Consider the following 14,073-nt stretch of genomic DNA (forward strand, 5'->3'; position numbering starts at 1 on the left):
CTCCACTCTTGCCACATCGGAGATGCTGAGGGTCCGGCTGAGCTCCCGTGGAGCGCGAGTCGCATGGTTTCCGATTGTGCTCGGTGCCGGTGGATCGCGCACGGGCGGGGTCGTTCGCCGTACTAGGGTTCGGGTATGGATGCTGCTTCCCTGGTACGCGAATACCTGCTGCTCGGCCTCAGTTTCGACCGCCTCGAAGACGGCTTCGTCGACGCATATACGGGCGATCCGGAGTTGCGCAGAATCACCGAGAACGCCCCCGCGCCGGAGCCCCGCGAGCTCGTTCGTCGTGCGCAGACGCTGCGCGCAGAGCTCGGCAACGTCGATCTGACACCCGAGCGCACGACGTTCCTCGACGTCCACCTGCGCGCTCTCGAGTGTTCGGCGCGCAAGTTCGCCGGCGAAGACATCGGGTTCGTCGACGAGGTGGACGCCTACTTCGATGTCCGCATCGCCCCCGGCGATCAGGACCAATACCTGCAGGCGCACCGCAAGATGGACGAGGTTCTCGCCGGTCCCGGCTCGCTGAGCGAACGGCTGATCACCCATCGCCGCGCTGACGTCATCCCCGCCGACCGACTGCAGGACTGCGTCGAGGCGTTCTCGTCCGCGCTACGCGACCGCGTCCGAGCCGAATACACGCTGCCCGACACCGAGAAGGTCACCTACGAGGTCGTCGGAGACAAGCCCTGGTCCGGATTCAACTACTACCTCGGCAACTTCCAGTCCACCGTCGCGATCAACTCCGACATCGAGCAACAGATGGCCAATCTGCCGCACCTGATCGCGCACGAGTCGTACCCCGGACACCACACTGAGCACTGCCGCAAGGAGACGGGGCTCGTCGGTGCAGGCCAGCTCGAGCAGACGCTGTTCGTGGTCAACACTCCGCAGTGCCTGATGGCCGAGGGGCTGGCCGACCATGCTCTCGGCGCGATCGTCGGTGAAGGCTGGGGCGCGTGGGCGCAAGAGATCTACGCCGATCTGGGACTGCGCTTCGACGGCGAGAAGGCCGAGCGACTCTCTGCCGCGTCGAGCCAGCTGTTGGGGGTGCGTCAGGACGCCGCGCTGTTGCTGCACGATCAGCACAAGAGCGAGGACGATGTGGCCGCTTACCTGGAGCGGTGGTCGTTGGCCTCACCTCAGCGCGCCCGGCACAGCCTGCGCTTTCTGTCCTCCCCGCTGTGGCGGGCGTACATCAGCACCTACGTCGAGGGCTACAAGCTGCTGGCCGGTTGGCTGGACCGGGGAACGACCGTCAGCGAGCGTGCGCAACTGTTCGGCAGGCTCCTCGACGAGCCACTGACACCGGGCGCACTACGCGTCTCGTAAACTGGCCGAGTCCCTTACTGTGCTGCCCCCTTTTCTGCTGTCCCTTGGAGACTCCTGTTATGACTGACGTCAACAACCTGTCACTGGCCGAACTCGATCCCGAGGTCGCCGAGGCGATGGCCGGTGAGCTGGGACGTCAGCGCGACACCCTCGAGATGATCGCGTCGGAGAACTTCGTCCCCCGTGCGGTGCTGCAGGCCCAGGGCAGCGTCCTGACCAACAAGTACGCCGAGGGCTACCCGGGCCGTCGTTACTACGGCGGGTGCGAGCACGTCGACATCGTCGAGGATCTCGCCCGCAATCGCGCCAAGGAACTCTTCGGTGCCGAGTTCGCCAACGTGCAGCCGCATGCCGGCGCGCAGGCCAACGCTGCGGTGCTGATGGCGCTGATCAACCCGGGCGACAAGATCATGGGCCTCGACCTGGCTCACGGTGGCCACCTCACGCACGGTATGAAGCTGAACTTCTCGGGCAAGCTCTACGAGGTCGAGTCCTACGGCGTCAGCAAAGAAGATCACCGCATCGACATGGACGAGGTGCGCAAGCAGGCCATCTCCGCCAAGCCGCAGGTGCTCATCGCCGGCTGGTCGGCATACCCGCGCCACCAGGATTTCGCAGCCTTCCGGTCCATCGCCGACGAGGTGGGCGCGCTGCTCTGGGTCGACATGGCGCACTTCGCCGGACTCGTCGCAGCAGGGGTACACCCCTCGCCCGTGCCGTACGCCGACGTCGTCTCCTCCACCGTGCACAAGACCCTCGGTGGACCGCGTTCCGGCATCATCCTGGCCAAGAAGGAATGGGCCAAGAAGCTCAACTCCGCAGTGTTCCCCGGCCAGCAGGGCGGGCCGCTGATGCACGCCATCGCTGCCAAGGCCGTCGCCTTCAAGATCGCGGCGACGCCGGAGTTCAAGGAGCGTCAGGAGCGCACCCTACTCGGTGCCTCCCTGCTCGCCGAGCGTCTCACCGGTTCCGACGTCGCCGACAAGGGTGTCTCGGTCCTCACCGGCGGCACCGACGTCCACCTGGTACTCGTCGACCTGCGCAACTCCGAGCTCGACGGCCAGCAGGCCGAGGACCTCCTGCACGAGGTCGGCATCACCGTCAACCGCAACGCAGTGCCCTTCGACCCGCGCCCGCCGATGGTCACCTCCGGCCTGCGCATCGGCACCGGCGCACTGGCCACCCGCGGATTCGGCGAGGCCGAGTTCACCGAGGTCGCAGACATCATCGGTACCGCCCTGGCCACCGGTCAGGCCACCGACGCTCTGAAGGAACGCGTCGTGAAACTTGCGCAGAGCAAGCCCCTGTACGAGGGCCTCGAAGACTGGGGATTGCTGGGCTGACCCTGGCTCCTGCCTGCCTGCCTGCCTGCCTGCCCCGCCCACGCCCACCGCCCCCGGTCCGCTGTCACATCCGGTCGGATCAATGTGGCTTTCAGTCAATCTGAGTGCAACAAAGCCGCATTGATCCACCCGGGGGAGGGCACTTTCCGCACCGGTCTGCCGGCGACCTGGGGCGATGTCGACGTAACGCGTTGTTCACCGACACGCCAGACTTCCAGCGAGCCGAACCTCGAGTTCGGCGGTACCGTCGGCAGTAACAGGCAGCGGGGAAGCTACCTGTGCGGGAGGTTCTGATACGTGACTGAGCTAGTGAGCGCGAGAGGGCCGGTACCCGGTCCTCGTGTCACCTGACACATCGGACCCGACCGGCCGAGCGACAGAGTTTGCGCGGTGCCGCGCAGACGTAGGAGCCCCACGTGAACACTTCACGCTCCGTTTCCGCCCCTCTTCGGACATTCGTGCTCGATACCTCGGTCCTGCTCTCGGATCCATGGGCAGTCATCAGGTTCGCCGAGCACAATGTGGTACTTCCGTTGATCGTGATCAGCGAGTTGGAGGGCAAACGCCACCATCACGAACTGGGATGGTTCGCGCGGGAATCCTTGCGCATGCTCGACGACCTTCGCGTCGAATTCGGCCGACTCGACCAGCCGGTTCCCATCGGAACATCGGGTGGCACACTGCAAGTCGAGCTCAATCACACCGATCCTTCGGTGCTTCCCGTCGGATTTCGTACCGACTCCAACGACTCCCGAATCCTCGCCTGTGCCCTGAATCTGGCGGCTGAGGGCAAGGACGTCGTGCTCGTCAGCAAGGACATTCCGTTGCGCGTCAAGGCCGGTGCTGTCGGGCTTCCCGCCGACGAATACCACGCTCACGACGTGGTGCCGTCCGGTTGGACCGGCATGACCGAGCTCGACGTGCCCTCCGATGCGGTCGACACCTTGTTCAACGACGGTGTCATCGACCTCGCAGAGGCGCGAGACCTACCGTGTCACACGGGAGTTCGACTGCTTGCCGGACGGCAGAGTGCGCTTGGGCGCGTCACGCCCGACAAGCAGATTCAGCTCGTGCGCGGTGAGCGTGAGGCATTCGGCCTGCACGGCCGCTCGGCGGAACAGCGAGTGGCGCTGGATCTTCTGCTCGACGAGAGCATCGGTATCGTCTCGCTCGGTGGAAAGGCCGGCACCGGCAAGTCCGCTCTGGCGCTGACGGCCGGACTCGAGGCCGTTCTCGAACGTCGCTCGCATCGGAAAGTTGTTGTGTTCCGGCCTCTTTACGCCGTCGGTGGCCAGGAGCTCGGCTACCTCCCCGGCAGTGAGAGCGAGAAGATGGGGCCGTGGGGCCAGGCGGTCTTCGACACCCTCGAAGGTCTCGCGAGCCCGGAGGTCATGGAGGAGGTCATCGCCCGCGGAATGCTGGAAGTGTTGCCACTGACGCACATTCGCGGTCGGTCGCTGCACGATTCCTTCGTCATCGTCGACGAGGCGCAGTCCCTCGAGCGCAACGTGCTACTGACGGTACTGTCGCGACTGGGTTCGGGCTCACGCGTCGTACTGACCCACGATGTCGCGCAACGAGACAACCTGCGCGTCGGGAGACACGACGGCGTTGCTGCCGTCATCGAAAAGCTCAAGGGACACCCGCTTTTCGCGCACATCACCCTCACCCGCAGTGAGCGTTCACCGATCGCCGCATTGGTGACGGAAATGCTCGAGGAGTTCGGTCCTTCAGGAGCTTGACCCTACGTGAACGTGGAGCCTGCGGGTCATTCCGCAGGCTCCACTCTTGCCGCATGGTCATTCCGCAGGCTCCACTCCTGCCTCGTAGCCCACTACGAAGTTCCGCTCACCTACCGGTCAATGCGCGAAATGCTCCTCGTGCAACACCTTTCAGAAAATCGACAGTGTCGAAGTAGTCTCGCCACACGGCCACCTTGCCGTCGCGCAACTCGAAAGTTCCGCACACCCAGAACTCGATGCGAAGCCGACGCCAGATCAGGGCGTCGGTGCGTTCGGTGAGGACGACGTTTCCATCGGCCGCGATGTTGTGCATGGTGACGTCGAAGCCGAACGTCGGCTTGGCCAGCAACGCCAGGAACCTGCCGACATTCGTGGTGCCGCGCACCTTCGGAAGCCCGACGTTGTGCCACACGATGCGGTCGTCGAGAAGGGCCAGTGCGCGATCGGTGTCGCGAAGCCTCAACGCGTCGAACATATCTTCCACGATCTCGGTTGCCTGCTGTGTGTCGGTCACTTGGTGAATCGCCCCAATCCATCGCCGTCGAAGAACTCCAGTGTGACCGTGTTCGCGTTGAACGTCGCCTGGGAAATGGTTCCGTCGGGCGCATTCTCGCCAGTCGGCTCGAACGTGAACGTGTCACCGTCCCAGGGCGACAACTCGTACGAAGTCGAGTTCGGTCCGAGGGACAACACCAACTTACCGTTGACCTCCGTCACCGTCGCCGGCCCCCAGTATGTGTTCTGGTAAACGCCGGTGTACGACGAGAGAGGCTGTGGTGCAGCGGCATTCGTGGGTGCGGTCTTACCTGCGAGCTCGCCTTCCGGCTCACTCATTCCGGCGAAGGCATTCTTGTACAGTGTTCGCCAGTCCTCACGCACCTCACCGAACTGGACGAGGTCCGCGAACTCGGCGGTCACGGTTTCGGCGATGCCGAGGGGCGCGGCGTTGGTCAGGACAACGATGGCGACATCGAGCGACGGAATCCACAGGAAGTTGGTGCCCGCCCCCAGCGCGAAGGCTCCCGAATGGCTCACCGTCGTGCGTCCGGCCGCATTGGTGGAGACGTTGAATCCGTACCCGTAATAGCCCGCGCGCGAATCCGGTGATGCGGATGGGCTCGAGACGATCTGAGCGCTGACGGCAGGAAGTAGAGCGTCGGGATCGACGATCTTCGCCCCGTCGTAGGTGCCGTCGGCGATGAGCATCTTCAGCCACTTCGCGAGGTCGTTCACGGAGGAGCTGACGCCACCGGCGGGCGTCTGCGGATCGGGCTCGCGTTGGTACTTGGCCTGATACTCGCCGTCGACGAGGACGTGAGGCACGGCTCGGTCGGCCCTGGCGATGTAGTCCGAGAACGACGAGCTGGTCGAGGTCATGCCGAGCGGGCCGTAGATGGTGTCCTGGCTGAGGGTGTCCCAGTCCTTGCCCGACGCCGCAGCGACGGCTTCGGCTGCGGCGGTGATCCCGAAATTGGTGTAGTGGTAGGTGGACCGGAACGGGTCGAGCGGCACCTCGCGCAACCGCTCCAGGATTTGCCTGCGGTCGTAGCCGAGGTCCTCGAGCAGATCGCCCTCGTGCTCGGGCAGACCGCTTCGGTGCGCGTAGAAGTCACCGACCGTGACGTTCCGAGTCACCCACGGGTCGTCGAGCGCAAACCACGGCAGTTGCGAGACAACCGGCGTCGACCAGTCGATCACGCCCGCGCCCACCTGCGACGCGACCACCGTCGCACCCACCGACTTGGACAGCGAGGCCAGCTGGAACACCGAGTCGGCGTCGACCGGGTCGTCCTTGCCCATCTCGCGAACGCCGAAGCCCTTGGAGTAGACGACGTCCGAACCGTGCACGACGGCAATGGCCATACCCGGAATGTTCGACGACGCCATCAGCTCATCGGCGATGCCATCGAGCTTGCCGACGGCCTCGTCGATGCGGCCGGCCGGAACGTCGACGCCGGAGACCTGGCCGGGGGACAGATCCTCGGTCGGCACCGGCTCGGAGGTCGGTGGACTTTCTGCGGTGGGTGCGTCGTTCGAGCACCCGACCAGCACGATCATCGAGCACGCAACACAAAGACACAGAAAATTTCGACCCGACCGCATCACGAGAAGTCCTCACGTCGATGGCTGGATGCACTGAGAATAGACCTGCGTCCACCTGGCGTTAGGAGAAATCACAGAGGTCAGGGGCATGACGTCGGGCGCTGGAGTGCAGGCGCTACGGTTACCACATGTCTACGAACCTGTCCGACGGTGATCTGCTGGTCCGTTTGGAGCCCGCGGTCGAAGAGAATCTACGACGCCACATCGAGGTAGCGAGCGAGTGGCACCCCCACGACCTGGCACCGTTCGACGAGGGCAAGAATTTCGCCTTCCTCGGCGGCGAGGACTGGACGCCCGAGCAGTCGCACCTCAGCGACGTCGAAATCCTGGCCGCAACGGTCGCAGTCCTGGTGGCCGACAACCTGCCCGCCTACCACCGCGAACTGGCCCATGCACTCACCGGCCTCGGTGCCTGGTGGAAGTGGACCGGCCGATGGACATCGGAGGAGAACCGGCAGTCGATCGTGCTGCGCAACTTCCTGGTACTCACCCGCGCCGTCGATCCCGTCGCGCTCGAGCGCGTCCGGATGGAGCACATGACACTCGGCTACGACGCGCCGAGCCATCATCTGCTCGATATCCTGGCCCACTTCGCCATCGAGGAAGCTGCCGCCGCGCTGCGTCACCGCAACACGGTTGCCCTCAGCAAGGATCCGGTACTGGCTACCATCCTCGGCAAGATCGCCGACGACGACGCACTGCAGTCGACGTTCTACGCCAACATCCTGAATGAGGCCTTCGCCGTGGTGCCGGATCAGGCCGCGCGCGCAATCGCAGATCGCGTGAACGGGTTCGCCATCCCCGTCGTCGACCTGCCCGAGCGCGGGAACAGCACCGTCGCACTCGCCGAAGCCGGCATCTACGACGCCGATCAGGAACGCGAGAAGGTGTTCAAGCCCCTGCTCGCCGGCTGGAAGATCTTCGATCGCACCGATCTGGGCGAGGACGGCCTGAAGGCACGCGAGGAACTCGCGCACCTGGCCTGAGGTTCGGCCCCTTTCGAAACCGCCCGCCCCCGGCGGATCAATGCGACTTCGTTGCAGTCTGAGTGACTGAAACCCACATTGATCCCACCGGGGGCGGGCGCATTCACGCGTTCAGGGGTCCGGCGGGGGAGCGGGGAAGCTAGTCCTTGACCTTCGCCATGGCGAGGACGTCGAGGCGCTTGTCGAGTTCTTCCTCGCTGAGCTTGTCGCCGATCAGTCCGCGGTCGATGACCGTCTGACGGATCGTCTTCTTTTCCTTGAGTGCCTGCTTGGCGACGGCGGCCGCTTCCTCGTAGCCGATTGCCGAATTCAGTGGCGTCACGATGGACGGCGAGGACTCGGCGAGAGTCTTGAGGTGATCGACGTTCGCAACCAAGCCGACGACGCACTTGTCGGCGAAGAGCACCGATACGTTGGCAAGCAGCTTGAACGACTCGAGGACGTTGCGCGCCATCATCGGGATGTACACGTTGAGCTCGAATGCACCCGATGCGCCACCGAAGGCAACTGCGGCGTCGTTGCCGATGACCTGCGCGGCGACCTGCGTAACAGCCTCGGGCAGAACGGGATTGACCTTGCCGGGCATGATGGAGCTACCGGGCTGCAGGTCAGGGAGGGCGAGCTCGCCGAGTCCGGTGAGCGGTCCCGATCCCATCCAGCGAATGTCGTTGGCGATCTTGGTCAGTGACACCGCGATGGTGCGCAGTGCGCCCGATGCCTCGACGAGTCCGTCGCGTGCAGCCTGTGCCTCGAACGAATCCTTGGCTGCGGTGAGCGCATCGATGCCGGTCGACTTGACCAGTTCTGCAACAACTTTCGGGCCGAAGCCGTCGGGTGCGTTCAGGCCGGTGCCGACGGCGGTGCCGCCGATGGGGAGCTCACCCAGTCGGGGCAGGGTGGCCTCGACGCGCTCGATGCCGGCCTCGATCTGACGGGCGTAGCCGCCGAATTCCTGGCCGAGGGTGACCGGTACGGCATCCATGAGGTGGGTGCGGCCGGACTTCACGACGGTCTTCCACTCGACTGCCTTGGCGGCGAGTGCCTCGTGCAGGTGCTTCAGCGCGGGCACCAGTGAGGTGACTGCTGCCTCGGTCGCGGCGACGTGGGTGGCCGTCGGGAACGTGTCGTTGGAGGACTGCGACATGTTCACGTGATCGTTGGGGTGCACCTCGACGCCGTTCGCCTTGGCGATCGACGCGATGACCTCGTTGGCGTTCATGTTGGAGCTGGTGCCCGAGCCGGTCTGGAAGACGTCGATCGGGAACTGGTCGTCGTGCTTGCCGTCTGCGATCTCGGTGGCCGCTGCGATGATTGCGTCGGCCAAAGCACCGTCGAGCAGGCCCAGGTCCTTGTTGACCTGTGCGCAGGCTGCCTTGAGGAGACCCATCGCGCGAATTTGGGTGCGCTCGAGCGGACGTCCCGAGATGGGGAAGTTCTCCACCGCACGCTGAGTCTGGGCACGCCAGAGTGCGTCGATGGGAACGCGAACCTCTCCCATGGTGTCGTGTTCGATCCGGAACTGCTGTTCGTCTGTCTGCGTCATGAGCCTTACTTTGCCAGTCGTGGTTTCAGGGATCAGAAGGACGGTGCTTGGCCGGATTCGTCGGCGTCGAAGTCGACCGAGGAGTACTCGCGCAGCTTCTCGAGGCGGTGGTAGGCGTCGATCATGCGCACGGTGCCGGACTTGGATCGCATGACGATGGACTGGGTGTGCGCGCCGCCGCCTGCGTAGCGAACGCCGCGCAGCAGGTCACCGTCGGTGACGCCGGTGGCGGTGAAGAAGACGTTCTCACCCGAGACGAGGTCCTTGGTGTCGAGGACGCGGTCCAGGTCGTGGCCCGCGTCGATGGCCTTCTGCTTCTCGTCGTCGTCCGTGGGTGCCAGACGCCCCAGGATGGCGCCGTCCATGCACCGCATCGCGGCGGCGGCGATGATGCCCTCGGGAGTGCCGCCGATTCCGATGAGCATGTCGGTGCCCGAGTCGGGACGAGCAGCGGCGATCGCACCGGCCACGTCACCGTCGGAGATCAACCGGATGCGGGATCCGGCGTCGCGCACCTGCTGGATCAGTTCGGCGTGCCGCGGGCGATCGAGGATGCACACCGTGACGTCCGACGCAGATCCCTTCTTGATCTTGGCGATCCGAGCGATGTTCTCGGCGACGGGGGCGGTGATGTCGATGACGTCGGCGTAGTCGGGACCGACGGCGATCTTCTCCATGTAGAAGACGGCGGACGGGTCGAACATCGCGCCGCGCTCGGCGACGGCGAGGACCGAGATGGCGTTGGGCATGCCCTTGGCCATCAGCGTCGTTCCGTCGACGGGGTCGACGGCGAAGTCGACGTCGGGACCGTTGCCGTTGCCGACCTCTTCGCCGTTGTAGAGCATCGGCGCTTCGTCTTTCTCGCCTTCACCGATGACGACGACGCCGCGCATCGAGACCGAGGCGACCAACTGACGCATGGCATCGACCGCTGCTCCGTCGCCACCTTCCTTGTCGCCGCGACCGACCCAGCGGCCCGATGCGAGCGCACCGGCCTCGGTGACGCGTACGAGTTCGAGTGCGAGGTTGCGATCTGGCGCCATGGCGCGAGTGGACTCGGTGCTGGCCGTCATCGGTTTGTAGCCTCCTGGTTGGTGGGGTGTTACCCAGGCGCGATTATCTCACTTCTGTGATGCCTGCGGTGGGGTCGGGTCGACTGTGAGGTACGCGCCGACCGAGCACTGCCGCGCAGAGGGGATACTGGTGAAGTGGCGAACAGCAAACCTCGGATTCTCAACAACAACCGCGACATGGTCTGGTCGCTCATTCCGCTGGTCATTGCCTGTTTGCTGATCGCGGGTGTGGCCAGCCAGTGCTCGCTGAGCCCCGGTGGCCCCAAGCAGGGGCCCATCCCCAACTTCGACGTGAACACTGCGCTGCAGTACGACGCATCCGAAATCGGCTTCCCGGTGCGCAATCCGAGTGTTCCCGAGGGCTGGACGCCCAACTCGGGCAGTCGCGCGACCATCTCCGGCGACAACGGCGGAGCGGTATCGACTGTCGGATACATCACCGGTACCGGTGCCTACTTGCAACTGACCCAGTCTTCGGCGTCCGAGGAACAGCTGGTTCCGTTCGTGGCCGGAAGCGAAACGGCGTACGCGTCGGGCGCACAGAACGTGTCGGGTCGAGATTGGGTGGTCTACGGCGAGGAAGGTTCGCGAAACTACTGGGTCTCCGATTTCGGTGACGTCCGAATACTGCTGGGCGGCACCGCAACCACCGAGGACTTCACCACTCTCGCGGCGATCCTCGAGGCAACCGAACCGCTCGTTCCCTAGCCGTCCTTCTCGGTGCTCGCGAGCGCGGTCTCGATCCGCTTGCGGGCGCCTGCAAGCTGTTCCTCGCAGCGCGATGCCAGTTGCTCGCCGCGTTCCCACAGAGCCAGGGACGCATCGAGATCGAGCCCGCCCTGCTCGAGAATCCTCACCACGCCCACCAGTTCGTCGCGGGCTTCCTCGTAGCCCAGTTCCGAAACCGGCTTGTCTTCGTTCTCGCTCATCGAATCTCCTTCGTCATTTCACTCGGCCCATCACTGCGGCGGTGACGGCACCGTCGGCCACCCGCACTCTGATCTGTGTACCCGGCGGCGCGTCGTCCACCGAACGCAGCACTTCGGGATCGGAGCCCGCCACCACCCGCTGCACGACGGCGTAGCCCCGAGCAAGTGTGGCAGCCGGTCCCAGCGTCGACAGCCGCGCCCGCAGATGTTCGACGAGCGTGTCCTGGGTGGTGAGTTCGCGCTGCACGTCGCGTCGAGCCGCGTCGAGCAGCCGTCGAATCTCCTCGCGACGTTGTTCGAGGGAGGCCAATGGATCGGCCAATACCGGTCGGTGCCGGAGCATATCGAGGCCACGTGCCTCGCGCTCGACCCAGTTACGCAGAGCTGCAGCGCTTCTGGACTTCAGCTCCGACACCAGCGCCTGTTCGGCAACGGCATCGGGCACCACGAGTTTCGCGGCATCGGTGGGGGTTGCGGCCCGCAGGTCTGCGACGTGGTCGCTGAGCGGGCTGTCGGGCTCGTGGCCGATCGCGCTGACGATCGGCGTGGTGGCTCGAGAGATGGCGCGGCACAGGGCCTCGTCCGAGAACGGCAGCAGATCCTCGACGCTGCCACCGCCGCGGGCCAGGATGATGACGTCGACAGCGGGGTCATCGTTCAGGTCTTTCAGCGCGTCCAGAATTGCCGGGACCGCCTGAGGTCCTTGAACCGGGGTGTTGCGGACCTCGAATCGAACCGCAGGCCAACGCCTCTGGGCGACGGTCAGGACGTCCTTCTCGGCTGCGCTGGCCCTGGCGGTGATGAGTCCGATCGTGCCGGGCAGAAACGGCAACGGTCGCTTGAGGCGTGGGTCGAACAACCCCTCTGCGGCGAGCAGAGCTCGGAGACGTTCGATGCGGGCGAGCAGTTCGCCGACGCCCACAGCGCGAATGTCGGTGGCGCGCAGCGAAATGGTTCCGCGTCCGGTGAAGAACGACAGTTTGCCGTAGAGAATGACGCGTGCGCCCTCGGTCAGCGGAACAGGCGAACGGTCGAGTAGCTGAGGTGAACATGTCACCGACAGCGACATGTCGGCCGACGGATCACGCAGCGTCAGAAAGGCCGTGCGGGTGCCGGGTCTGGCGTTGATCTGGGTGAGTTGCCCCTCGACCCAGATGCTGCCGAGCTTGTCGATCCAGCCGGCGACCTTCATCGCGACGGTACGCACCGGCCATGGCTGTTCGGCGGAACTCGCGGCAGCCTGAGTGGAACCCGGCTGAGTGGGACCGGACTGGGTGGGACCGGACTGGGTTGGGGGAGTGCTCACTTGGCCTTGGCGGTGGTGATTCGGTTCGCCAGCATCGTCTGGAACGGTGCGCGAGCGAGCGTGTCGTTCTCGTAGTCGAGCAGAGCCTCGAGGTCCTCGACCGAGAGCGTGCGCAACCGTGCGCGCAGCTGCGCCAGCGCGAGGGTGTCGAAGTCGATCATCTCGACGATCTCGGGCTTGTCGACGGACGGAGCTCGCTTGGCCGAGGTGTCCTGGACCGGCTCGTCCAGCGGAGGCGTCGAGTACAGCGCAAAGCGGCCGTTGGCGGCGACCGGCTCGGCCACCGGCGCATCGGGTACATCGACGTCGTCGGTGATGACGGGGGTATCGAAAGCATCGTCGTCCTCGTCGAACGAGGCCCACGCGGGCTGCTCCTCGCGCGGAGTGCCGACAACCGGCAGGGTCGCGATGATCAGATCGCCCTTGATGGCCAACGCCGTCACCTGCTGCTGGAAACGCATACCGCGCGCCAGCGCTTCACTGACAACCGTCATCGGCAGCATCAGGGCGGAACCGGGAAGCTTGCGAGCCTCTTCTACCACGGTCACTGCGACGCCAGCGGCCACGCGAGCTGCAAAGGGGACTCGAGTCATGCCCACCAGACTGCCCGAAGTCGTGAACTTTGGGTAGCCGACAGGCTGGAGACGCAGCGAGGTTACGACCTACACGTATCCTGGAGGTATGTCTTCGGCCGTTCCTCTGAATCTTGGTATCACACAGTCAGCCGGCGCGGGTAAGTCCGCGTACGCCGGGGGTAAGCGAGTGCTGCTCGCGGAGCCGCGTGGCTACTGCGCCGGCGTCGATCGTGCGGTCGAGACCGTCGAGAAAGCATTGGAACAACACGGTGCGCCGGTCTACGTGCGCAAGGAGATCGTCCACAACAAGCACGTGGTCGAGACGCTGTCCGATCGCGGAGCGGTGTTCGTCGAGGAAACCGACGAGGTGCCCGAGGGTTCCCTGCTCGTGTTCTCGGCTCACGGCGTATCCCCGGCCGTGCACACCTCGGCGGCGGAGCGGAACCTGCGCACCATCGACGCCACCTGCCCGTTGGTGACCAAGGTGCACCAGGAAGCGAAGCGGTTCGCTCGCGACGACTACGACATTCTCCTGATCGGTCACGAGGGTCACGAGGAGGTCGAGGGCACCGCAGGTGAGGCTCCCGAGCACATTCAGCTGGTGGACGGCCCCGAGTCGGTCGACAACGTCACCGTCCGCGACGAGAACAAGGTGATCTGGTTGTCGCAGACCACTCTGAGCGTCGACGAGACGATGATGACGGTCGCCAAGCTCCGCGAGCGATTCCCGACGCTGCAGGACCCGCCGAGCGACGACATCTGCTACGCCACCCAGAACCGTCAGGTCGCGGTGAAAGCAATGGCTCCGGAATGCGATCTGGTGATCGTCGTCGGATCGAAGAACTCGTCGAACTCGGTGCGTCTGGTCGAGGTTGCGCTGAACGCCGGTGCGCGGGCCAGCTACCTCGTCGACTACGCCAAGGAGATCGACCTGGCCTGGCTCGACGGGGTCGAGACCATCGGCATCACCTCGGGTGCGTCGGTGCCGGAGATCCTGGTGCAGGGCGTCATCGACCTGTTCGCCGAGCACGGCTACGCCGACGTGCAGCCGGTCACCACGGCAAACGAGACACTGGTGTTCTCACTTCCCCGCGAACTTCGTCCGGCTCGGTAGGTCTTCGACCCGATCGCCGACGCCCAC

General features: G+C 65.1%; 13 protein-coding genes. 6 read left to right on the forward strand and 7 right to left on the reverse strand.

Annotated features, from left to right (window positions below; genetic code table 11):
• The first annotated feature begins 135 nt into the window (after positions 1-135).
• The 3 genes from ACQR3T_RS22560 to ACQR3T_RS22570 all read left to right on the forward strand — a co-directional run bounded on the left by ACQR3T_RS22560 (position 136) and on the right by ACQR3T_RS22570 (position 4,417).
• Entirely contained in the window at positions 136-1,332 is a 1,197-nt protein-coding gene (locus tag ACQR3T_RS22560) for a DUF885 domain-containing protein (protein ID WP_428694882.1), read from the forward strand.
• A gap of 59 nt (positions 1,333-1,391) precedes the next feature.
• The gene (glyA, locus tag ACQR3T_RS22565) at positions 1,392-2,675 is read left to right on the forward strand and encodes a serine hydroxymethyltransferase (RefSeq protein ID WP_037153536.1); all 1,284 of its coding nucleotides are present in this window, start codon (positions 1,392-1,394) and stop codon (positions 2,673-2,675) included.
• Positions 2,676-3,091: 416 nt separating this feature from the next.
• Complete coding sequence (locus tag ACQR3T_RS22570) at positions 3,092-4,417, forward strand: PhoH family protein (protein WP_428694883.1); 1,326 nt, start codon at positions 3,092-3,094, stop codon at positions 4,415-4,417.
• A gap of 106 nt (positions 4,418-4,523) precedes the next feature.
• Here ACQR3T_RS22570 and ACQR3T_RS22575 read toward each other — a convergent pair whose 3' ends face one another.
• Positions 4,524-4,931: a limonene-1,2-epoxide hydrolase family protein gene (locus tag ACQR3T_RS22575; RefSeq protein ID WP_371829214.1), complete on the reverse strand. Its 408-nt coding sequence runs from the start codon at positions 4,929-4,931 to the stop codon at positions 4,524-4,526.
• Complete coding sequence (locus ACQR3T_RS22580) at positions 4,928-6,520, reverse strand: serine hydrolase (RefSeq protein WP_428694884.1); 1,593 nt, start codon at positions 6,518-6,520, stop codon at positions 4,928-4,930. The genes ACQR3T_RS22575 and ACQR3T_RS22580 overlap by 4 nt, the downstream gene beginning before the upstream one ends.
• 128 nt (positions 6,521-6,648) lie before the next feature.
• On the opposite strand from ACQR3T_RS22580, the gene ACQR3T_RS22585 reads away from it, so the two are divergent.
• The gene (locus ACQR3T_RS22585; RefSeq protein WP_037153528.1) at positions 6,649-7,506 is read left to right on the forward strand and encodes an acyl-ACP desaturase; all 858 of its coding nucleotides are present in this window, start codon (positions 6,649-6,651) and stop codon (positions 7,504-7,506) included.
• Between the two features lie 139 nt (positions 7,507-7,645).
• On the opposite strand, the gene ACQR3T_RS22590 is transcribed toward ACQR3T_RS22585, so the two are convergent.
• Together ACQR3T_RS22590 and glpX are read right to left on the reverse strand one after the other, a co-directional pair.
• Positions 7,646-9,049 (reverse strand): class II fumarate hydratase, encoded by a 1,404-nt coding sequence (locus ACQR3T_RS22590; protein WP_037171642.1) that lies wholly within the window; start codon positions 9,047-9,049, stop codon positions 7,646-7,648.
• 32 nt (positions 9,050-9,081) lie between these two features.
• On the reverse strand, positions 9,082-10,122 hold the full coding sequence (gene glpX / locus ACQR3T_RS22595) for a class II fructose-bisphosphatase (protein ID WP_032380529.1): 1,041 nt from the start codon (positions 10,120-10,122) through the stop codon (positions 9,082-9,084).
• Between the two features lie 135 nt (positions 10,123-10,257).
• On the opposite strand from glpX, the gene ACQR3T_RS22600 reads away from it, so the two are divergent.
• Positions 10,258-10,830, forward strand: a complete 573-nt coding sequence (locus ACQR3T_RS22600; RefSeq protein ID WP_032380530.1) for a DUF4245 domain-containing protein — start codon at positions 10,258-10,260, stop codon at positions 10,828-10,830.
• Here the strand turns inward: ACQR3T_RS22600 and ACQR3T_RS22605 are convergent.
• The 3 genes from ACQR3T_RS22605 to ACQR3T_RS22615 all read right to left on the reverse strand — a co-directional run bounded on the left by ACQR3T_RS22605 (position 10,827) and on the right by ACQR3T_RS22615 (position 12,950).
• On the reverse strand, positions 10,827-11,051 hold the full coding sequence (locus tag ACQR3T_RS22605) for an exodeoxyribonuclease VII small subunit (RefSeq protein WP_032380531.1): 225 nt from the start codon (positions 11,049-11,051) through the stop codon (positions 10,827-10,829). The genes ACQR3T_RS22600 and ACQR3T_RS22605 overlap by 4 nt on opposite strands.
• A 13-nt stretch (positions 11,052-11,064) precedes the next feature.
• Positions 11,065-12,258, reverse strand: coding sequence for an exodeoxyribonuclease VII large subunit (gene xseA / locus ACQR3T_RS22610; RefSeq protein WP_032380532.1), 1,194 nt, complete (start codon positions 12,256-12,258; stop codon positions 11,065-11,067).
• Between the two features lie 95 nt (positions 12,259-12,353).
• Entirely contained in the window at positions 12,354-12,950 is a 597-nt protein-coding gene (locus tag ACQR3T_RS22615) for a lipid droplet-associated protein (RefSeq protein WP_428694885.1), read from the reverse strand.
• A gap of 88 nt (positions 12,951-13,038) precedes the next feature.
• Here ACQR3T_RS22615 and ACQR3T_RS22620 point away from each other — a divergent pair, with 88 nt between their 5' ends.
• Complete coding sequence (locus ACQR3T_RS22620; RefSeq protein ID WP_032380534.1) at positions 13,039-14,046, forward strand: 4-hydroxy-3-methylbut-2-enyl diphosphate reductase; 1,008 nt, start codon at positions 13,039-13,041, stop codon at positions 14,044-14,046.
• The last annotated feature ends 27 nt before the right edge of the window (positions 14,047-14,073 follow it).

It is taken from the genome of Rhodococcus sp. IEGM1428, from assembly GCF_050321865.1.
Classification (GTDB): domain Bacteria; phylum Actinomycetota; class Actinomycetes; order Mycobacteriales; family Mycobacteriaceae; genus Rhodococcoides.

What these genes read in the sequence shown, in the direction of transcription:
- ACQR3T_RS22560 (WP_428694882.1), top strand. Translation starts at nt 136, where the DNA reads ATGGATGCTGCTTCCCTGGTACGCGAATACCTGCTGCTCGGCCTCAGT.
- glyA (WP_037153536.1), top strand. Translation starts at nt 1,392, where the DNA reads ATGACTGACGTCAACAACCTGTCACTGGCCGAACTCGATCCCGAGGTC.
- ACQR3T_RS22580 (WP_428694884.1), bottom strand. Translation starts at nt 6,520, where the DNA reads ATGCGGTCGGGTCGAAATTTTCTGTGTCTTTGTGTTGCGTGCTCGATG.
- ACQR3T_RS22585 (WP_037153528.1), top strand. Translation starts at nt 6,649, where the DNA reads ATGTCTACGAACCTGTCCGACGGTGATCTGCTGGTCCGTTTGGAGCCC.
- ACQR3T_RS22590 (WP_037171642.1), bottom strand. Translation starts at nt 9,049, where the DNA reads ATGACGCAGACAGACGAACAGCAGTTCCGGATCGAACACGACACCATG.
- glpX (WP_032380529.1), bottom strand. Translation starts at nt 10,122, where the DNA reads ATGACGGCCAGCACCGAGTCCACTCGCGCCATGGCGCCAGATCGCAAC.
- ACQR3T_RS22605 (WP_032380531.1), bottom strand. Translation starts at nt 11,051, where the DNA reads ATGAGCGAGAACGAAGACAAGCCGGTTTCGGAACTGGGCTACGAGGAA.
- ACQR3T_RS22615 (WP_428694885.1), bottom strand. Translation starts at nt 12,950, where the DNA reads ATGACTCGAGTCCCCTTTGCAGCTCGCGTGGCCGCTGGCGTCGCAGTG.
- ACQR3T_RS22620 (WP_032380534.1), top strand. Translation starts at nt 13,039, where the DNA reads ATGTCTTCGGCCGTTCCTCTGAATCTTGGTATCACACAGTCAGCCGGC.